Source organism: Corynebacterium humireducens NBRC 106098 = DSM 45392, from assembly GCF_000819445.1.
GTDB classification, from domain to species: Bacteria; Actinomycetota; Actinomycetes; order Mycobacteriales; family Mycobacteriaceae; genus Corynebacterium; species Corynebacterium humireducens.
The window spans coordinates 2,216,034-2,236,165 of the sequence record NZ_CP005286.1; the positions used below are offsets into that span (position 1 = coordinate 2,216,034).

The 20,132-nt window shown below is 68.3% G+C and carries 16 protein-coding genes and 1 tRNA gene; 10 read left to right on the forward strand and 7 right to left on the reverse strand.

Annotated elements, in window-relative coordinates; translation table 11 throughout:
* The first annotated feature begins 23 nt into the window (after window positions 1-23).
* Both B842_RS10955 and B842_RS10960 read left to right on the forward strand, forming a co-directional pair.
* Window positions 24-932 (forward strand): ABC transporter ATP-binding protein, encoded by a 909-nt coding sequence (locus B842_RS10955; protein ID WP_040086668.1) that lies wholly within the window; start codon window positions 24-26, stop codon window positions 930-932.
* Window positions 929-2,551, forward strand: coding sequence for an ABC transporter permease (locus B842_RS10960; RefSeq protein WP_040086670.1), 1,623 nt, complete (start codon window positions 929-931; stop codon window positions 2,549-2,551). Before B842_RS10955 ends, B842_RS10960 begins: the two co-directional genes overlap by 4 nt.
* Window positions 2,552-2,615: 64 nt before the next feature.
* Here the strand turns inward: B842_RS10960 and B842_RS10965 are convergent.
* Window positions 2,616-2,691: transfer RNA gene (locus B842_RS10965), tRNA-Lys, on the reverse strand.
* 454 nt (window positions 2,692-3,145) lie between these two features.
* Between B842_RS10965 and B842_RS10970 the strand changes: the two genes are divergently transcribed.
* The 6 genes from B842_RS10970 (at window position 3,146) to B842_RS10995 (ending at window position 10,747) form a co-directional block, all read left to right on the forward strand.
* Complete coding sequence (locus tag B842_RS10970) at window positions 3,146-4,708, forward strand: cytochrome ubiquinol oxidase subunit I (RefSeq protein WP_040086671.1); 1,563 nt, start codon at window positions 3,146-3,148, stop codon at window positions 4,706-4,708.
* A 2-nt stretch (window positions 4,709-4,710) separates the two neighbouring features.
* Window positions 4,711-5,718 (forward strand): cytochrome d ubiquinol oxidase subunit II, encoded by a 1,008-nt coding sequence (gene cydB / locus B842_RS10975; protein ID WP_040086673.1) that lies wholly within the window; start codon window positions 4,711-4,713, stop codon window positions 5,716-5,718.
* Window positions 5,718-7,289: an ABC transporter ATP-binding protein/permease gene (locus B842_RS10980; protein ID WP_040086675.1), complete on the forward strand. Its 1,572-nt coding sequence runs from the start codon at window positions 5,718-5,720 to the stop codon at window positions 7,287-7,289. The genes cydB and B842_RS10980 overlap by 1 nt, the downstream gene beginning before the upstream one ends.
* Window positions 7,290-7,318: 29 nt before the next feature.
* Window positions 7,319-8,869 carry a thiol reductant ABC exporter subunit CydC gene (gene cydC, locus B842_RS10985; protein ID WP_082028518.1) on the forward strand — a complete coding sequence of 517 codons (1,551 nt, stop codon included), beginning with the start codon at window positions 7,319-7,321 and terminating at the stop codon, window positions 8,867-8,869.
* A 119-nt stretch (window positions 8,870-8,988) separates the two neighbouring features.
* Entirely contained in the window at window positions 8,989-9,711 is a 723-nt protein-coding gene (locus B842_RS10990; RefSeq protein WP_040086679.1) for a peroxiredoxin, read from the forward strand.
* Between the two features lie 70 nt (window positions 9,712-9,781).
* Window positions 9,782-10,747: an SLAC1 anion channel family protein gene (locus tag B842_RS10995; protein ID WP_040086681.1), complete on the forward strand. Its 966-nt coding sequence runs from the start codon at window positions 9,782-9,784 to the stop codon at window positions 10,745-10,747.
* A 73-nt stretch (window positions 10,748-10,820) separates the two neighbouring features.
* On the opposite strand, the gene scpC is transcribed toward B842_RS10995, so the two are convergent.
* Complete coding sequence (gene scpC, locus B842_RS11000; protein WP_040086683.1) at window positions 10,821-12,323, reverse strand: succinyl-CoA:acetate CoA-transferase ScpC; 1,503 nt, start codon at window positions 12,321-12,323, stop codon at window positions 10,821-10,823.
* Window positions 12,324-12,594: 271 nt separating this feature from the next.
* Between scpC and dusB the strand changes: the two genes are divergently transcribed.
* Together dusB and phoU are read left to right on the forward strand one after the other, a co-directional pair.
* Window positions 12,595-13,740, forward strand: coding sequence for a tRNA dihydrouridine synthase DusB (gene dusB, locus B842_RS11005; RefSeq protein ID WP_082028442.1), 1,146 nt, complete (start codon window positions 12,595-12,597; stop codon window positions 13,738-13,740).
* A 73-nt stretch (window positions 13,741-13,813) separates the two neighbouring features.
* Entirely contained in the window at window positions 13,814-14,566 is a 753-nt protein-coding gene (gene phoU, locus B842_RS11010) for a phosphate signaling complex protein PhoU (RefSeq protein ID WP_040087636.1), read from the forward strand.
* A 123-nt stretch (window positions 14,567-14,689) separates the two neighbouring features.
* On the opposite strand, the gene pstB is transcribed toward phoU, so the two are convergent.
* The 5 genes from pstB to mshD all read right to left on the reverse strand — a co-directional run bounded on the left by pstB (window position 14,690) and on the right by mshD (window position 20,126).
* On the reverse strand, window positions 14,690-15,463 hold the full coding sequence (gene pstB, locus B842_RS11015; RefSeq protein WP_040086685.1) for a phosphate ABC transporter ATP-binding protein PstB: 774 nt from the start codon (window positions 15,461-15,463) through the stop codon (window positions 14,690-14,692).
* A 38-nt stretch (window positions 15,464-15,501) separates the two neighbouring features.
* A complete protein-coding gene (pstA, locus tag B842_RS11020) occupies window positions 15,502-16,428 on the reverse strand; it encodes a phosphate ABC transporter permease PstA (RefSeq protein ID WP_040086687.1) in 927 nt (308 codons plus the stop codon).
* An 18-nt stretch (window positions 16,429-16,446) separates the two neighbouring features.
* Window positions 16,447-17,511, reverse strand: a complete 1,065-nt coding sequence (gene pstC / locus B842_RS11025; RefSeq protein ID WP_040086689.1) for a phosphate ABC transporter permease subunit PstC — start codon at window positions 17,509-17,511, stop codon at window positions 16,447-16,449.
* A 236-nt stretch (window positions 17,512-17,747) separates the two neighbouring features.
* Window positions 17,748-18,872: a phosphate ABC transporter substrate-binding protein PstS gene (gene pstS, locus B842_RS11030; protein WP_040086691.1), complete on the reverse strand. Its 1,125-nt coding sequence runs from the start codon at window positions 18,870-18,872 to the stop codon at window positions 17,748-17,750.
* A 348-nt stretch (window positions 18,873-19,220) separates the two neighbouring features.
* Window positions 19,221-20,126, reverse strand: coding sequence for a mycothiol synthase (mshD, locus tag B842_RS11035; RefSeq protein WP_040086692.1), 906 nt, complete (start codon window positions 20,124-20,126; stop codon window positions 19,221-19,223).
* Window positions 20,127-20,132 lie beyond the last annotated feature (6 nt).

The window sequence follows — 20,132 nt, forward strand, 5'->3', positions numbered from 1 at the left end:
CCGTCAAAACTACTCTGGGACGCATGGACACCCTTGCCGTGGAAGCAGTCGGCCTGACCAAGAGCTTCGGCTCCGTGCGGGCGCTGGACGAGCTCGACCTGAGTGTGCGGACGGGGGAGGTGCACGGTTTCCTCGGACCCAACGGCTCGGGTAAATCGACGGCGATCCGCGTCCTGCTGGGGGTGCTGCGACATGATTCCGGCCGGGTCCGCGTCCTCGGCGCCGACCCCTGGCGCGACGCCGTCGACCTCCACCACCGCCTGGCCTACGTCCCCGGCGACGTCGAGCTGTGGCCGAACCTGACCGGCGGTGAGGCGATCGACCTGTTCGGCCGGTTGCGGGGGCGCGTCAACCAGCGGCGCCGTGACGACCTCATCGACCGTTTCGACCTCGACCCCCGCCGCAAAGGACGCACCTACTCCAAGGGCAACCGACAGAAGGTGGCGCTCATCGCGGCACTGTCCGCCGACGTCGACCTCCTGCTTCTCGACGAACCCACGTCCGGACTCGACCCCCTCATGGAGGCGGTGTTCCAGGAGCTCATCCGCGAGGCCTGCGCCCGCGGCACGACGGTGCTGCTCTCCAGCCACATCCTCTCGCAGGTGGAGGCGCTGGCGGACCGGATCTCCATCATCCGGAAGGGGCGCGTCGTGGAGACCGGCACGCTGCTGGACATGCGGCACCTCTCCCGCACCGTGGTCACCGTCCTCACCGACCGTCCGACGGAGAAGCTGGTCCGGCACGAGGGCATCCACAACGCCCACCGGGAGGGTGAGCAGGTGCGTTTCGACGTCGATGCCGCCCACCTGCCCGCCGTCATGCAGGAACTGGCCACGCTGGGGGTGCGCGCACTCACCGCGACGCCGCCCTCACTGGAACGTCTCCTGCTGCGCCACTACGGCGACACCCCGGACGGGGTGGACCAGCCGTGAGCACCCTGACCGGTACCGGCACCCTGCTGCGGTTCATGCTCCGACGTGACCGGCTGCGCCTGCCGCTGTGGGTGCTGGGCATGGGCCTGATGGCCCTGTACATCTCCACCGCCCTGGGCACCGTCCTCGACGAGGAGTCGCTCCCTGGCATGGCGCAGATGGCCGCCACCCCGGTGATGGCCCTCATCGGCGGTCCCGGCTACGGCTTCGACGCCATCACCATCCCCCGCTTCTTCGCCGGCCTCTACGGCGCGTACCTCATGCTGGGCGCGGCCCTGATGTCGATGACCACCCTCTCCCGGCACACCCGCGTCGAGGAGCAGTCCGGACGCGGCGAACTGGTGCTCGCCGACGTCGTCGGCCGCCACGCCCAGCTCACCGCCGCCCTCCTCCTCGCGGTGCTGATGAACGTCCTGGTCGCCGTGACGATGACCGGCATCATCCTCGTCGCCCCTCTCGAACCCGCGCCCGGTGTCGGCTCGACCGCGCTGTTCACGGCGTCCATCGCGGCGGTGGGCGTCGCCTTCGCCGGCGTCGCCGCCACCACGGCGCAGCTCTCGCCCTACTCCCGCACCTGCACGGCCCTCGCGGGCGTCGTGCTGGCGGTGGCCTTCCTGGTGCGTGGCATCGGCGACATGTCCCGCAGCCAGGGCGGTGACCTCGCCTGGCTGTCCTGGCTCTCGCCCCTCGGCTGGGCCCAGCAGACCGCCCCCTACACCCTCGACCGCTGGTGGCCCCTGGTATTCCCGCTGCTCTTCGCCGCCGTCGGCGCCGGGCTGGGGTACCTGCTGCGTTCCCGGCGCGACTTCGGGGCCGGCGTCCTGGCGGACCGCCTGGGCCGGGAGCGCGCCCCCTCCTGGCTGGGCACTCCCCTGGCGCTGGCGTACCGGCTCCAGCGCGGTGCCCTCCTCGGCTGGTCCGTGGCCATCTTCCTCACCGGGCTGCTCCTCGGGGCATTCACGGACTCCATGGCGGACGTCGCCGACTCCCTGCCCCCGGAGATGCTCGCGGTCATGGGCGGTGACGGTGCCGCGGACGCCTTCGTCAACGGCTACCTCGGTTTCATGTCCGTCTACTTCGGCGTCATGTTCGCGGTGTTCGCGGTCCTCGCCGTGCAGTCGCTGCGCTCCCAGGAGACCGAGGGCCACACCGAGGCCGTGCTGGCCACCGCCGTAGGCCGGGCGCAGTGGGTGCTGTCCTGGGTGACGGTCACCGCACTGGGGGCGGTGTGGCTGGCGGTGCTCGCCGGCCTCGGCGAGGGGCTGGGGGCCGTCCTGGTCACCGGCGACGGGTCACTGTTCGCCCCGACGCTGCTGGGCCACGCCGTGCAGTTCTCCACGGTGTGGTTCTTCCTCGGCCTGGCGGTGGCCCTGTACGGCCTGGCACCCCGCCTCATCGGCCTGGTGTGGGTGCTCTACGTCGTGGGTACGGTCCTCATCTTCTTCGGCCCGATGCTGGATCTGAGCCAGGCCTGGCTCAACCTCTCCCCCTTCCAGCACACGGGCCAGCATCCGGCGACGGACGTGCAGTGGCTCGGTGTCACCGTGCTCTCGCTCGGGGGCGTGGCCCTGGCGCTGCTCGGCGCCGTTGCTTTCCGACGCCGCGATCTCAGCGCCTGAGCCACTGCCACCGCGTGTGGACGTGACGAGAGGGCCTCCCACTGGTGGGAGGCCCTCTCGGTGATGGTGGGCCCCGCGGGGCTCGAACCCGCGACCTGCGGATTAAAAGTCCGTAGCTCTACCAACTGAGCTAGAGGCCCGTGGCTCAGATAGTAGTCGCCGGGGTGTCGACAGCGAAAACTGCCCGGCACGGGCACAGGAACGGCCACCGGGAACGGGTGACGTTTCCTTTTCCGGGTTCCTTTTTGTCCGGCCAGCGTCGCCCCCCGATGCCCCTCGGCGCCGATGTCCGACCGCCCGCCGACGGCCCGACGACACGATGTGGCCAGACCACCCCCGCTACCCCCGCCCCTTCCGGACACAAATGAAACGCCTGGTCACAAGGGTGAAATCAGGCGACCGGGGTGCCCATCCATCCTTTTATCTACCCCCTTAAAAGGGTATGCCACATAGGAGACGGGTCACATCATGGAACCATTCAGGGTGACCTGACCGACTGTTTGGGTAACCTCCCCCGTTCTCATCGGGCCATGCCACAGTCACGGGCCGCCACAAGCCGACCGGATCGTCGCATGGACCGGAAAGGTATCCGCTGTGGAACTAGATCTCGTAGATGTCTCCCGGTGGCAATTCGGTATCACCACCGTCTACCACTTCATTTTCGTCCCACTGACCATCGGCCTCGCACCCCTGGTGGCCGCCATGCAGACCGCCTGGCACGTCACGGGCAAGGACCACTGGTACCGGGCGACCCGGTTCTTCGGGGTCCTGTTCCTGATCAACTTCGCCATGGGCGTGGTCACCGGCATCGTGCAGGAGTTCCAGTTCGGCATGAACTGGAGTGAGTACTCACGCTTCGTCGGCGACGTCTTCGGCGCCCCACTGGCGTTGGAGGGTCTGGCCGCCTTCTTCATCGAGTCGATCTTCCTCGGCGTGTGGATCTTCGGCTGGGGCCGCGTGCCGAAGATCCTGCACCTGCTCTCCATCTGGATGGTGGCCGTCGCCGTCAACGTGTCGGCCTACTTCATCATCGTGGCCAACTCCTTCATGCAGCGCCCGACCGGCGCGGCCTACAACCCGGAGACCGGCCGCGCGGAGCTCATCAACATCGGCGAGCTGCTCACCAACCCGATCGCCCTCACCGCGTTCCCGCACGCCGTGACCGGCGCCTTCCTGGTGTCGGGCACCTTCATCGCCGGCATCAGCGCCTTCTGGATGGTGCGCTCCCGCCTCCATGCAGCCGAGCTGTCCGCTTCAGGAGAAGACGACGCCGCCACCCTGTGGCGTCCCCTTCTGCGGATGGGTCTCTGGGTGATCATCATCGCCGCGATTGGCCTGTCGATCACAGGGGACCTGCAGGCGAAGCTCATGTTCGAGTACCAACCGATGAAGATGGCCTCCGCCGAGGCGCTGTGCCACACGGAGGAGGACCCGTGGTTCTCCATCCTGGCGATCTCCACCTTCAACGACTGTGACTCGGTCATCGAGATCTTCTCCGTGCCGTGGGTGCTGCCCTTCCTCGCGGCCGGCTCCTTCACCGGCGTCACCCTGCAGGGCGTCACGGATCTGCAGGCCCACTACGAGACCATCTACGGCCCAGGCAACTACACCCCGAATCTGTTCGTCACCTACTGGTCCTTCCGTCTGATGATCGGCCTGATGGCGGTCTCACTCATTCTTGTGGTCGTCGGTTTCTGGCTCACACGCAAGGGCCGCGTCAGCACGAACAAGTGGTTCGCGTGGGGTGCCCTGGCGGCGATCCCCTTCCCGTTCCTGTCGAACTCCTTCGGCTGGATCTTCACCGAGATGGGCCGTCAGCCGTGGATCGTGCACCCGAACGTCAGCTTCGGTCCCGACGCCCCGAACATGGAGAACGAGATCCACATGATCGTCGATTTCGGCGTTTCCAACCACTCCATCGCGACGGTGTGGACCTCGCTCATCTCCTTCACCCTCCTCTACGGTGCCCTGGCCGTCGTGTGGTTCTGGCTTATGCGCCGTCACACCCTGGTCGGGCCGCTCCCGGTCGGCGCGTCCGAGAACATCGCGGCCGACACCTACGGCCCGAAGGAGCAGGAGCTCGAGCCCCTGAGTTTCAGCACCCGCGGCGCCAACGACACAGCCACCGCCACCGGCACCACCGAGAAGGAGAAGTAGTCATGGATCTGCAGACCCTGTGGTTCATCCTCATCGCCGTCCTCTTCCTCGGGTACTTCGCCCTCGAGGGTTTCGACTTCGGCGTCGGCATGCTCCTGCCCTTCCTCGGCCGCGGGGAGGACAAGGAGGAACGCGCGCGGCGTCGTGACGCGGCGGTCCAGAGCATCGGCCCTGTGTGGGACGGCAACGAGGTGTGGCTCATCACCGCCGGTGGTGCGCTGTTCGCCGCGTTCCCGGAGTGGTACGCGACGATGTTCTCCGGTTTCTACCTGCCACTGCTGCTCATCCTGCTGGCCCTCATCATCCGTGGTGTGTCGCTGGAGTGGCGCACGAAGGTGGACACGCCGCAGTGGCGCCGTTACTCCGACATCGGCATCGGCATCGGTTCCTGGGTGCCGGCGATCCTGTGGGGCGTGGCGTTCGCGAACCTCGTGCGCGGTGTGCCGGTCGACGCGGCCCGGCAGATCCCCTCGGGTCTCGACGGCCTCGTCCAGCTCCTCAACCCCCTCGGCCTGCTCGGCGGCCTGGCGTTCGTGGGGGTCTTCGCCCTGCACGCCGCCACGTTCCTGGGGCTGAAGACCGCGGGTCCCCTGCGTGCCGACGCCCACCGCCTCGGCCGTCTCCTCACCGCCCCGGTGATCCTCCTGGTCGGCGGCTTCGCCCTGTGGCTGCAGCTGTCCCACGGCCGCCCGGAGACCTGGATCGCGGTGGCCGTGACGCTGGCCTGCCTGCTGCTCACCGTGGTTCTGCTGCTGCGTGGCCGGGACGGCCTGGCGTTCACCGCCACCTTCGTCGCCGTGCTGGGCCTCGGCGCGCTCATCTTCGGCGCGATGTTCCCGTACCTCATGCCGACCACGCTGGCCGACGGCGTCAGCCTCGACATCTGGAACTCCTCCAGCTCCGACTACACGCTGAAGATCATGTCCTGGGCGGCACTCTTCCTGGTGCCGGTCGTGCTCATCGCCCAGGGCTGGACCTACTGGTCCTTCCGTCAGCGCATCCGCGCCTGATGGCCACCGGGAGTGCCCGCCGCGCCCCGGTCGACCCGCGCCTGCTGCGGCTGGCGCCCCCGGTCCGGCGGCTGATCCTCCGGGCGGGTGCGGCCCAGGCCCTGACGACGGTGCTCGTCCTGGCCCGGGGCGTGCTGCTCGGGTGGGGTGCGGCCGAGCTCATCGTGGAGCGGGCCCTGCCGGGCTGGGTGCTGCCCGCGCTGCTGGCGGTCGTCCTCGCCCACGGCGGGGTCGCCTGGGTGGCGCAGCGCTGGTCCGCGGAGGGGGTCGGCGCGACCGTCGACACGCTGCGGTCCGCGGCGCTGCAGGCGCTGCGTCACCGTGACCCCCGCGCGGTGCAGGAGCAGTCCGGGCACTGGCGCACGGTGCTCACCTCGGGTCTGGATGACTTCCGCCCCTACCTCAGCGAGTTCCTGCCCGCCCTGGTCGCGGTCGTGCTGGCCACGCCGGCCGCACTGGCGGTGGTGTTCTGGGCGGACCCCGTCTCGGGGTTCCTGGCGCTGGTGACGCTGCCGCTCATCCCGGTGTTCATGATCCTCATCGGCACCCTCACCCGCGCGCACACCGAACGCCGCCTGCGCATCACCGCCGCCCTCGGCGGACAACTGGCGGACCTGCTCTCCGGGGCGCTCACGCTCCGCGCGCTGGGCAACACGGCGGGCCCGGCGCGGGAGGTGGAGGCGGCGGGGCGTCGGCACGCGAACGCCACGATGTCCGTGCTCAAGCTGGCGTTCCTGTCGTCCTTCGCCCTGGAGTTCATCGCGACGCTGTCCGTCGCGCTCGTCGCGGTCGGCATCGGACTGCGGCTTCTCGACGGCGGCCTCACCCTCGCCGCCGGCCTCATCGCACTCATCATCATCCCGGAAGTCTACAACCCGGTCCGGCAGGTCGGCACGAGCTTCCACGCCGCGGTCGACGGTCTCGCGGCCGTCGAGGAGGTCCTCGAACTCGTCGACGCCCCCTCCCCCACCCCCTTCCTCCCGGAGCGGGTGCCGGGGGTCGGCCTCCGCATCGAGGACCTCTCGGTGCGCGGCCGCGACGGCGTGACACCGCACGGACTCTCCTTCGACGCCGCGCCGGGCGAGGTCACCGTCCTCCACGGCCCCAACGGCTCGGGCAAGTCGACGGTCTTCCTCGCCGCCCTGGGTGTCCTGCCCGCCGGGCTGGTCGAGGGCCGGATCGAGGCCCCCGCCTCGGAGCTGATCTCCTTCCTCCCGGCGCGCCCGGTCCTCGTGCCCGGCACGGTGGCCACCAACCTCGCCCTGCTGGGTGCCCCGCCGACGGACACCGGAGTCGACATCGGGGTGCCCCTCGACCGGGAGATCGGCGCCCACGGGGCGGGCGTCTCCGCCGGTCAGGGGCAGCGCCTGGCGGTGTCACGCACCCTGGCGCGCGGTTCCGGTGAGCCGCACCTGCTGCTTCTCGACGAACCCACCGCCCACCTCAACGCCGAGCTCGTCATCGAGCTCGGGAGGCTGCTGCGCGACCGGGCGGCCGCCGGCGACACCGTCGTCGTCGCGTCGCACGACCCCCGCATCCTCGACATCGCCGATCAGGTGGTGACGCTGTGACTCTTCCGACCCGGCCGACCATGCCGACCATGCTCCACCTCGCCGGCGTCCGCCGCCGCGACCTCGTCCTCTCGATCCTCGCCGGGGCGGTCACGCTGCTCTCGGCGCTGAGCCTGACGGTGCTCTCGGGCTGGCTCATCACCCGCGCCTGGGAGATGCCGCCGGTGCTCGACCTGTCGGTGGCCATCACCGCGGTCCGCGCACTGGGCATCTCGCGGGCGGTGTTCCGCTACCTCGACCGGCTGGTGTCCCACCGGCTGGCACTCGACGCCCTGGCCACCCTGCGGTCGCGGCTGTTCTCCTCGCTCGTGCGGGACGGCCACACCCGCACCCGCGGCGACGGTCTTGTCGCCCTGGTCGCGGACGCCGAACGCATCACCGACCTCATCGTCCGCTCCCTCGTCCCGCGCGGCGTGGCCGTGGTGCTCTCCGTCGCGGCGGTGCTCGCCGCCGGTTGGCTGCACCCGCTCGCCGGGCTGACCCTGGCCGTGGCCTACCTGGTCACCGGCCTGCTCATCCCCCGCCTGGCGGTCCGCGCCGCCCGCACGGCGCGCCGCAGCGAGGCCGACGACGAGTGGGCCGTGGAGCTCGACCGGGTCCTCGACCACCGCGTCGAGTTCGAGGCCGCCGGCCTCGGCGAGGCCCGTACCGCGCAGGCCGCGGACGCCTCCACCCGCAGCAGCCGCGCGCGGGTGGCCGCCGAGAGGCCGCTGGCCCCGGCCGCCGCCGCCGAGGCGTGGACCACGGGTGTCACCGTGGTGGTGCTGCTGGCCATCGGTGCCCTCAGCTACACCGGCGACCCCACGTGGCTGGGCATGCTCATCATGCTGCCGCTGGCCGCCTTCGAGGCGCACGGGCCGCTGGCCGCCGCCGCCATCCACGCCGATGAGGCGGCCGCGGCGGAACGCCGCCTGTCCGCCCTGCTCTCGCCGCACGCACCGGAGACGACGGAGACAACGGCGGCGGTGGACGGGGGGACGTCGGCAAGCGGGGAGCCGGAGGCCCTGCACGCCGCTGACCTGCGCTGCGCGTGGGGCGACCGCACGTGGAACCTCGACCTCGCGCCCGGCGCGCGGCAGGTCATCCGGGGGCCGAGCGGCTGCGGCAAGACGACGCTGCTGCTCACCCTCGCCGGGTTGCTGGAGCCGGCCGCGGGGGTGGTGACGCTGGGCGGTTCGCCGGATCCGGAGCTGCGCCGCCGGATGGTGCGGGTGCACACCGAGGACGAGTGGATCTTCGCCACCACCGTGCGGGAGAACCTGCGCGTGGCCAACCCGGACGTCACCGAGGAGGTCATGTGGGAGGCGCTCGAAGCCGTCGGTCTGCGCCCCTGGCTGGAGGCGGCGGGCGGCCTGGATCTCGAGCTCGCCGACGGCGCGGGGTCGCTGTCCTCCGGGCAGCGGCGTCGTCTGCTGCTGGCCCGGGCGCTGTGTTCGGAGACTCCGGTGCTGCTTCTCGACGAACCCACCGCCCACATCACCGCCGCCGACGCCGGCCCGCTGCTGGAGATGCTCACCGGGGGTCCTCTGCCGGGTCAGCGGGCGGAGCGGACCGTCGTCGTGGTCACCCACGAGGATTGATAGGTACGTCACTCTTTTCCAAATCCATTGACAGCTGCAGCCAATATTGCTACCATTGAGGTATACCCCATAGGGTATCGATAAATCCCATTTCCCCCACCCCGAGAAGGAGCGATCTCATGACCGAGACCACCACCGACACCCAGCAGACCTACCACATGCCCCGCATCGGAGACGCAGCTCCGGAGTTCACCGCCGAGTCCACCCAGGGCCCGGTCAACTTCCCCTCCGACTACAAGGGCAAGTGGGTCATCCTCTTCTCCCACCCCGCCGACTTCACCCCGGTGTGCACCTCCGAGTTCATGACCTTCGCGGTCATGGAGGACGAGTTCCGCAAGTACAACACCGAGCTGGTCGGCGTCTCCGTGGACGGCCTGTACAGCCACATCGCCTGGCTGCGCACCATCCGCGAGAAGATGGAGTTCCGCGGCTGGAAGAACGTGGACGTCAAGTTCCCCCTCATCGACGACGTGTCCATGAACGTCTCCCGCAAGTACGGCATGATCATGCCGGGCGAGGCCGAGACCTCCGCCGTCCGCGCGGTCTTCATCATCGACCCCGAGGCCAAGGTCCGCACCATCCTCTACTATCCGCTGTCGACCGGCCGTAACTTCGACGAGATCCTGCGCGTGGTCAAGGCCCTGCAGACCGCCGACGAGTTCAACGTCGCCACCCCCGCCGACTGGCGTCCGGGTGAGCGCGTCATCGTGCCGACCGCCGGCTCCTGCGGCGTCGCCGAGAACCGCATGACCGGTGGCGAGGAGGACGTCGAGTGCGTCGACTGGTTCTTCTGCACGAAGGCGATCGACGAGGAGACCGTCGAGAAGGCCATCCAGAAGTAACCCCCGCTTATCGACGCCCCGGTGCTCCCCGAGCAGCGGGGCGTTTTCGCACCCCACCAGAAAGGCCGCAGTGAGCGACACCCACTCCCTCCTCCGACACGTCCCGGTCCCCCTCTTCGCCGCCGTCATGGGCCTCGGCGGCCTGTCCCTCGCCTGGCGACGCGCCGCCCTCGTCTGGGACCTCCCCTCCTGGCCCTGGCACATCCTCTTCGGCGTGACGGTCGCCGTCTTCCTCCTCGTCGCCGGCGCCTACCTGGCCAAGCTCATCCGCCACCCCGACGCCGTCCGCGCGGACGTCACCCACCCGATCCGCATGGCCTTCGTGCCGACGATCACCATCTCCCTGCTGCTCCTCGCCACCGGCTTCAGCGACATCGCCCCCGCCCTCGCCCGGGGCCTGTGGTGGACCGGCGCGGTCGGCCACCTCGTGGCCACCCTCTACGTCATCAGCTCCTGGTTCGGCCGGAAGGACATCAACCGCGACACCATGACCCCGGCGTGGCTGATCCCCATCGTCGGCAACGTGGTCACGCCGCTGGCCGCCCCCACCGTGGGCAACCTGGAGCTGGCCTGGTTCTCCTTCGGCATCGGCGTCATCTTCTGGCTGGGGCTGTGGCCGATGCTGCTCAACCGCGTCCTCGTCCACGACAACCCGCTGCCGACGAAGCTGACCCCGACGATCGCCATCTTCCTGGCCCCGCCGTCGGTCATCGCCCTGTCCTGGCAGCAGCTCACGGGCCACCTCGCCGACCCCGTCGGCGTCATCCTGCACGCCGCCGCCGTGTTCTTCGCCCTCCTGCTGCTCAGCCAGGTCCCCCGCCTGGTGCGACTGCCCTTCTCCCTGCCGATCCTCGCCTACACCTTCCCCGTGGCCACCGTCGCCACCGTCACCGTCGCGATGGCCGGCGCCACCGGCTCCGGTTTCCACGCCGCCCTGGCGGTCATCGCCCTGGCCGCCGCCACCGGCATCGTCCTCGGCGCCGTCGTCCGTGTCGCCTGGGGCACCGTCCGGGGTGAGGTCCTCGTCGCCGAGTGACCCCCGGGAACGGCGAACCCCCGCCGCCCGCGGTGATGCGGGTGACGGGGGTGTCGTCGACAAGCGGCAGGTGCTACTTCTGCATGGAACCGGTCTCCAGCAGGCGCTGGTGGAAGGAGAACGCGGTTGCCAGGTCGTGCGGGGTCTGCTGGAACTTGGACTTGTTCGCACGCTCGACGTACTCCTCGAGCAGCGGGCGGTAGGACGGGTGCGCGACGGAGATCATCTTGGCGACACGGTCACGCGGAGCCAGGCCACGCAGGTCGGCGACACCGTACTCGGTGATGACGACCATGGCGTCGTGCTCGGTGTGGTCGATGTGCGACGCGAACGGGACGATCGAGGAGATCGCGCCGTCCTTGGCGTCGGACGGGGAGATGAAGGTGGAGATGCGCGCGTTACGGGTGAAGTCACCGGAACCGCCGATGCCGTTCATGATGCGCTGGCCGGCGACGTGGGTGGAGTTGATGTTGCCGTAGATGTCGGCCTCGATCATGCCGTTGGAGGAGATCAGGCCCACGCGGCGGATGACCTCCGGGTGGTTGGACACCTGCAGCGGACGCAGGATGATCGACTCGCGGTAGCGCTTGGCCTCCGCGTTCATCTTCTCGGCGTACTCCGGGGAGAGGGAGAAGGAGGTGGCGGACGCGACGGTCATCTTGCCGGCGTCGATCAGGTCGACCATGCCGTCCTGGATGACCTCGGTGTAGGCCTCGATCTTCTCGAACTTGGAATCCAGCAGGCCGGCCATCACGGCGTTCGGGACGTTGCCGACACCGGACTGCATGATGTAGTTGTCGTACGCCAGGCGGCCGCCCTTGACCTCGCCCTCCAGGAAGTCGAGGAAGTAGCCGGCGATCTTCTGGGAGGTCTCGTCGACCGGCTTGAACGGGGCGTTACGGTCCGGGGCGTTGGTCTCGACGACGGCGACGACCTTGGAGATGTCGATGTCGATGTAGGTCTTGCCGATGCGGTCACCGGAGTTGATGATCGGGATCGGGGTACGGTTCGGCAGGTGACCGATGCGGTAGACGTCGGCCATGCCCTCCAGGTCGACGGACTGCCACTCGTTGACCTCGATGATGATCTTCTTGGCGGCGTCCAGGTAGTCGACGTTGTTGCCGACACCGGAGGACGGGATCAGGTGGCCCTCCTCGGTGATGCGGGTCGCCTCGACGACGGCCACGTCCAGCTGGCCGAAGAAGCCGTGCTCCACGTACTGGCCGGAGTGGGACAGGTGGATGTCCTGGTACTTCATCTCGCCGGAGTTGATGGCGTTACGCATGACCGGGTCCGACTGGTACGGCATGCGGTAGTTGATCGCACCGGCCTCAGCCATGACGCCGTCACAGTCCGGGGCGGTGGAGGCGCCGGTGTAGACGTCGATCTTGTAGGTCTCGCCCTTGGCCTGTGCCTCCTTGGCACGGTTGGCGATCGCGGTCGGGAGCGCCTTCGGGTAGGCAGCACCGGTGAAGCCGGACATACCGACCTTGTCACCGTGGTCGATGAACTGTGCAGCCTCGTCAGCGGACATGACCTTGCCACGCAGAAGGGCGTTGGCGATGCGATCGGACATGAAGTACCTCCTGATTACCGGGCCCGGACATAGGTGTCCACGGCCCGCAGTGTCTGTGAGAGTTGTCGGCCGGCTCCCCGCCCGAGGAGATGTAGTGTCAGCTCGGTTACATTGGGGGCCGTTTAGTTACGGTGACCACATTAGCGGAAATAGCGTGATCCCGCCTAAAAGCACGCAACTGTGTTAATTCTACGGCACCAACTGCGGAAACGTCCGGAAAAGACCGCTCCTGGTTTGGGGGTTACCACCCCCGCGGGGGAGAATGGGGGCTGTGACTGTGAAGATCGGATCCCTGACGCTCAACTCCCCCGTGGTACTGGCCCCCATGGCCGGTGTCACCAACGTGGCGTTCCGCACGCTGTGCCGTGAGCAGGAGATCGAGAAGACGGGCACCGTCTCCGGCCTCTACGTCTGCGAGATGATCACCGCCCGCGCCCTCGTGGAACGCAACGAGAAGACGCTCCACATGACGACCTTCGCCCCGGACGAGAACCCGCGCAGCATGCAGCTGTACACCACCGACCCGGAGTACACCTACAAGGCTGCGAAGATGATCGTCGACGAGAACATGGCCGACCACATCGACATGAACTTCGGCTGCCCCGTCCCCAAGGTGACCCGCCGCGGCGGCGGTTCGGCCCTCCCCTACAAGCGCCGCCTCTTCGGCAACATCGTCGCCGCCGCCGTCCGGGCCACCGAGGGCACGGATATCCCGGTGACCGTGAAGTTCCGCGTGGGCATCGACGACGAGCACCACACGCATCTCGACGCCGGCCGCATCGCCGTCGAGGAGGGCGCTGCCGCCGTGGCGCTGCACGCCCGCACCGCCGCCCAGCGCTACTCCGGTGCCGCGGACTGGTCCCAGATCACCGCCCTCGTCGAGCACCTCGACGGTTCCGGCATCCCCGTCCTGGGCAACGGCGACATCTTCGCCGCCGGCGACGCCCGCCGCATGATGGAGGAGACGGGCTGCGACGGGGTCGTCGTCGGCCGCGGCTGCCTCGGCCGCCCGTGGCTGTTCGCCGAACTCTCCGCCGAACTGCGCGGGGAGCCGCTCCCACCCACCCCCACACTCGGGGAGGTGACCCGGATCATCATCCGGCACGCGGAGCTGCTCGCGGAACACAACGGCGAGGAGCACGCCTGCCGCGACCTGCGCAAGCACATGGGATGGTACCTGCGCGGCTTCCCGGTCGGCGGCGAGGTCCGCTCCCAGCTGGCCCGCATCTCGACGCTGGCTGACCTGCGGGAACTGCTCGCCCCCTGGGCCGACTCCGAGGTCATCGCGGAGGATTCCGACGGCGCCCGCGGACGTCAGGGCTCCCCCTCGAAGGTGGCGCTGCCCGACGGTTGGCTCGACGATCCCGAGGACGACACCGTCCCGGAGGGCGCCGAGATCATGCACTCCGGCGGATAACGGGTCCGACTTTCATCAGCGTGTCCCCGCGCTGGACAGGCGATTCCCTTCTCCACCTCTTATGATTGTCTCCATGCGTATCGCCTACCGTGAACATCTTGACAACTTCGCCCATGACCTCATCGTCATGTGCGACACGGTGCGTTCCATCATGCACAACGCCTCCGAGGCCCTCCTGACGGTCTCCCTGGAGTCCGCCGAGGACTCCCTCAGCAGTGCCGACGCACTCGAGGAGATCCGCCAGCGCTGCGAGGACCGCGCCGTCCAGCTCCTCGCCCTCGAGGGGCCGGTCGCCCGCGACCTGCGTCAGGTCGTCTCCTCCATCTACATCGTGGAGGACTTCGACCGCATGGGTGCCCTGGCCATGCACATCGCCAAGGCCGCCCGCCGCCGCCACCCGGAGCACGCCGTGCCGGACCAGCTCCTCGGCTACTTCAAGGAGATGGCCCGCCTCGTCGACGAGATGGGCGAGAAGACCCGCGACATCCTCGTCGACCCCAACGCCGACGTCGCGCTCGTGCTCAACGAGGATGACGACGCCATCGACGACCTCAACGAGTACATGCTCACCATGCTCACCATGCGTGAGTGGACGCACACCACCCGCGCGGCGGTCGACGTCGCCCTGCTCTCCCGCTACTACGAGCGTTACGCGGACCACTGCGTCAACGTCGCCGCCCGCATCGTCTACCTCACCACCGGGCTGAGCACCGACGAGTACCGGGAGAAGAAGGAACGCGACCGCGCCGACGCCGACATGGCGGCCCGTTTCGCGGAGCTGGAGCGGCAGTTCTCCCACCGCGGCAACCAGCGTCCCCCGCTGTAACCCACTCCAGGATCCCACGACGAAAGCCCGCAGGCCCCTCGTGCGCTGTGCACGAGGGGCCTGCGGGTTGACTGTGCTGATCTGCGGTCAGCGGTGCTCGGACCTTGAGCGGGGGCAGGTCGCCTATCCGAAGCGGCCTGCGATGTAGTCCTCGGTCTCCTTCTGGTCCGGGTTCTCGAAGATCTTCTTCGTGTCACCGAACTCGACGAGGCGGCCCGGCTTGCCGGTGGCCTCGAGGGAGTAGAAGGCGGTCTTGTCGGACACACGGGCTGCCTGCTGCATGTTGTGGGTCACGATGACGATGGTGAACTCCTCCTTGAGCTCGTGGATGAGGTCCTCCACGGCCAGGGTCGAGATCGGGTCGAGGGCGGAGCAGGGCTCATCCATGAGGAGGACCTCCGGCTCGACGGCGATGGCGCGGGCGATGCACAGACGCTGCTGCTGACCACCGGAGAGGCCGCCGCCCGGCTTGTCGAGGCGGTCCTTGACCTCCTCCCACAGGTTGGCGCCGCGCAGGGACTTCTCCGCGACCTCCTTGAGCTTCTTCTTGTTCTTCTCACCGGAGAGCCTGAGGCCGGCGACGACGTTGTCCTCGATGGACATGGTCGGGAACGGGTTGGCCTTCTGGAAGACCATGCCGATGGTGTTGCGGACGGAGACCGGGTCGACCTTCGGTCCGTAGATGTCCTCACCGTCGAGGAGGATCTGCCCCTTGACGTAGGCGCCCGGGATGACCTCGTGCATGCGGTTGAGGGTACGGAGGACGGTGGACTTGCCGCAGCCGGACGGGCCGATGAAGGCGGTGACGGCCTGGGCCGGGATCTGCAGGTTGACGTTCTGCACGGCGTGGAAGTCACCGTAGTAGATGTTGACGTCGTTCAGTTCGAGCTTGGACATCAGTAACTCCTTGTTTCTTGCTTTTCGACGGGCCGAAGCTACTGCTTGACCGAGAACTTGGCGGAGATGACACGGGCGGCGATGTTGAGCACCGCGATGATGAGGACCAGGGTGAGGGCGGCGCCCCACAGCTTGTCCAGGACGGCCGGGGAGGTACCCGCCTTGAACATGTCGAGCATCATGAGCGGCAGCGAGGACTGCGGGCCGGTCAGCGGATCGACGTTCAGCGCCTGGGTGGAGCCGACGAGGATCAGGACCGGTGCGGACTCACCCATGACGCGGGCGATGGCCAGCATGACGCCGGTGACGATGCCGGACAGTGCGGTCGGGAGGACGATCTTGGCGATTGTCTTCCACTTCGGCACACCCAGTGCGTAGGAGGCCTCACGCAGGTCCATCGGGACCACGCGGAGCATCTCCTCGGTGTTACGGACGACAACCGGCACCATCAGCAGCACGAGCGACAGGGCCACGGCCATACCGGAGCGCTGGAAGCCGAAGAGGGTGATCCAGGTGGTGAAGATGAACAGTGCGGCGACGATGGACGGGACACCGGTGAGGATGTCCACCATGAAGGTCGTGATGCGGCCGAGACGGTTGCCGCCCGCGTACTCGACCAGGTAGATCGCGGTGAAGATGCCGATCGGGATGGAGAGCAGCGAGGCCATGCCGGCCTGCATGAGCGTACCGATGATCGCGTGGAGCGCACCGCCACCGGCGGAGTGGTAGAGCGTGCCCTGCTGGGAGCTGGTCCACCAGTCGGCGGTGAGGATCGGGCTGATGCCGCGGGAGATCACGGTCCACAGCACCCACACCAGCGGGATGAGCGCGGTGAGCATGGTGCCGTACACCAGGATGGTGGCCAGCGTGTTGGTGGTCTTACGCGACTGCGAGATGTGGGTGAAGGCGGACTGGCCGCCGAGCTTGGTCGAGGCCGGGTCGATGGTGTTGACGTTGTTGGTCATGGTGTTTTCCTCCGCCTTCTACTTCTTGGCCACGATGGCGCGGGCGATGGAGTTGACGACGAAGGTCAGCAGGAAGAGCACCAGACCGGCGGCGATGTAGGCGCCGGCGCGAATGTCGTCGTTGAACTCCGGGGCGGCGTTGGCGATCGCGGTTGCAAAGGTGGTGCCGCCGTCGAACAGGGAGAATCGGAATGCCGAGGACGGGGAGACGACCATGTAGAGAGCCATGGTCTCACCCAGCGCACGGCCGAGGCCCAGCATGGAGCCGGAGATGTAGCCGGACAGACCGAACGGCAGCACGGTCATGCGGACGACCTCCCAGCGGGTGGCGCCGAGTGCCAGGGCGGCCTCGATCTGGCCGCGCGGGGTCTGGACGAAGACCTCGCGGGCGGTGGCTGCGATGACCGGGAGGATCATCACGGCCAGGACGATGCCACCGGTGAGGATGTTACGGCCCGTCGCGAAGGACGGGGAGTTGGAGTAGGTGGCGAAGAGGAAGAAGCCGCCGGCCCAGCCGTGGAACCAGTTGTAGAAGTCCGACAGGAAGGGGCCGAGCACCTGCCAGCCCCACAGGCCGTAGACGATCGACGGGACCGCGGCGAGCATGTCGACGAGGTAGCCCAGCGGCTTGACGGCCTTCTTGGGTGCGTAGTTGGACAGGAAGACCGCGATACCGAGCGCCACCGGCATGGCGATGAGCAGCGCCACGACGGAGATGAGGACGGTCACCGCGAAGAGGTTCGGGATGCCGAAGAGCATCGCCTCGGTGTTTGCGGTGTTCCACGGACCGGTGTAGGTGAAGAAGCCGAGGTAGCCCTCCGCGTTGCGGTTCAGGGAGGGGACGGCGCGCCAGATGAGGAAGGCGCCGATCGCTCCGATGAGAACCGTGATGAAGGTCGCGGAGGCGGTGGAGAGGAACTCGAAGATGCGGTCACCGGGGCGCTTGACGCTGCCGCCGGCCTTGATGCCCGTATGACCCGGGGTGGCTGGCTGTGCGGTGCCGGGAAGGACCGCGGAGCCGGTGCCGAGGGACTGTCCTGCCTCGGTCACCTGGGCCTCTGCGGCCGGTCGATTGCTTGCCATGTGGCACAGATCCTTTGGAGAGATAGTGATGAAACTACTGGGGTGCTGTCACGCTTCGAACACGTGCGTTCTGTTCCGGTTCTGGTGTCCCTTGTCACACGGATTCGGAACGTGACAGCGCCCCCGAATGCGGGAACGCGAACGGGGGCTGCTTCATGTTCAACCGCATAAACTTTATTGCGGTGCGGTCGCGTCACCGGGTGACATGCATCACCCGGATCGGCGTCCGGTTGTTGCTACTGGATGGCCTCGACTGCGGCGGCCAGGCGCTCTGCGTGAGTGCCGGTGACCGGGATGTAGCCGAGCTCAGCCAGACCCTCGTCCTGGTTGTCCAGCGCGACGGTCAGGAAGTCCTTGACCATGGCGGAGGTGGACTCGTCGTAGCCTGCGGAGCAGACGATCTCGTAGGTGGTGAGGATGAGCGGGTAGGAACCTGCGGCGTCGGAGGCGAAGAGAGCCTCGGTGTCGACGACCATGTCGTGGCCCTCGGAGGTGAACTGCAGGTTGTCCAGGGCGACGCCCACGGACTCGGTGTTCAGCTCGACCGGGCCGTTGCCGAAGTCGAGGTTGGCGACGCCCAGGCCCTGCTGGGTGGCGAAGCCGGCCTCAACGTAGGTGATGCCGCCGTCGATGGCGGCGACCTGGGAGGCGACACCGTTGGAGCCGTTGGCACCCTCGCCGACGGCGGTCGGGAAGACCTGGCCCTCGGTCTCCCAGATGTCGGTGGCGGCACCGAGGAACTTCTGGAAGTTGTCGGTGGTGCCGGACTCGTCGGAGCGGTAGACGACGGAGATGTCGGTGTCCGGGAGGTCGACGCCCTCGTTCTCGGCGGCGATCTCAGCGTCGTTCCACTTGGTGATGTCGCCCTTGAAGATCTTGGCGACGGTGTCGACGTGCAGGTTCAGGTTCTCGACGCCCTCGAGGTTGTAGGCGATGGCGACCGGGCCGATGACGAACGGCAGGTGCCATGCCTCGTTGCCACCGCAACGCTGTGCGGCACCCTCGACCTGGTCCTCCTTCAGCGGGGAGTCGGAGCCTGCGAAGGCGACCTGGCCACCGACGAAGTTGGTGCGGCCGGAGCCGGAACCGGAGGCGGTGTAGGCCAGGGACGCGCCGGAGACGGTCTCGCCGTACTTCTGGCCGAAGTAGTCCATGGCGTTCTGCTGGGAGGATGCACCCTCGCCGACGAGCTGACCGGTGGTGCCGGACAGGCCCTCAGCGGAACCGGCAGCGGTGCCCTCAGCGGCGGTGGTGGCGGTGGAGTCGGTGCCGTTGTCGGAGTCGCCGCAGGCGACGAGAGCGGCGGAGCCGACGGCGACGACGCCGAAGATGGCAGCGGTGCGCTTGAAGTTACGGATCACGGGAAAGCCTTTCCGGTGCAGATCAGTCAGTTTGGTGGTCCGAGCAACGCGTGAAACCAGTCAAGTGCGTCACCCCGTCAATCACAGCGTTTTCACACCGAACACAGACGGGTTGTTGCTCACATCAACCTAAACTAAGGGCCGGACGTTAACCGCAGTGGTCCACTTCCGTGAACAGATCGTTAACAGTTGAAGAGCATTTGCCAAACTTCCGCCCTCTGACCGGGGGTTTTGTTAGCGGGGTCACCGCCTTCTGAATGAGCGGTGCAGATCACAGTCAATTCCCAGCGTGTGCCGCACTCTCAGGAAACACGCCTCCCGCACCCCCCCCCGGGCGTCGCCGTTCTCCTATTCCGCAGGTTCACTCCACACCGCGTGTTCCTCCGCGACATGGAACCCGAGCCCCTCGTAGACCCGCACGGCAGGCTCGTTGTCGGCCTCCACGTAGAGGATCACGCGGTCCGCACCCTTGTCCGCCAGGTGCTGCAGTCCCAGACGCAGCAGCGGATCCCCCAGGCCGCGGCCCCGGAACGCGGTGGCCAGCCCCACGACATAGACCTCACCGAAGGCCCGGGTCTCCTCGGTATGCCACTTCGTCCAGTGGAATCCCGCCAGCCGCGGCTCCCGCGGTGACCCCGCGTCCCAGAGGAGGAGCACGTCCTCCTCCGCGAACCAGTCCGTCTCCTGTGCCCGGGACAGACGCGCCCGGTCCCATCCACCCTGCTCCGGATGCCAGGAGAAGGCCTCGTTGTTGGCCGCCAGCCACGCCTCCTCCACGGCGTCGCGTCCGTGACGCCGCACGGACTCCGCGAGGTCGAGGGCCTCGACGTCGTCACGCGCCTCATAACGGGCGACCGCCCGCAGCTGCTCCCCCTCCACCGCCATGACCAGCAGGCGACGCGTCATCTCCCGGCCCTGCCCCCGGGCGAGCGCCTGCGCGGCGGGCAGATTCCCGTGGGCCCACACGTCGGCCCCGTCGACGGCGCCGAGGAGGGCGGTGCCGACCCCGCGGCGCCGATAAGCAGGGGCGACGACGAGCTCGCAGGAGGCGGCGTCGCAGGCGGCGAGACCCAGCACCTCGTCATCCTCGACCGCCAGGAGGTGACGGTGCCCGGCGCGGGGGTCGGCCAGCCCGAGGAGGAACTGCTCGGAGAAGGCGTCGACGCCGTCCGCGCGGGAGGCCGCGGCGAGCACGTCGCGCACGGCCGCGAGACGGGCGGGGGAAGTGGGCAGGTCACAGGTCTCGATCTTCATGGCCCC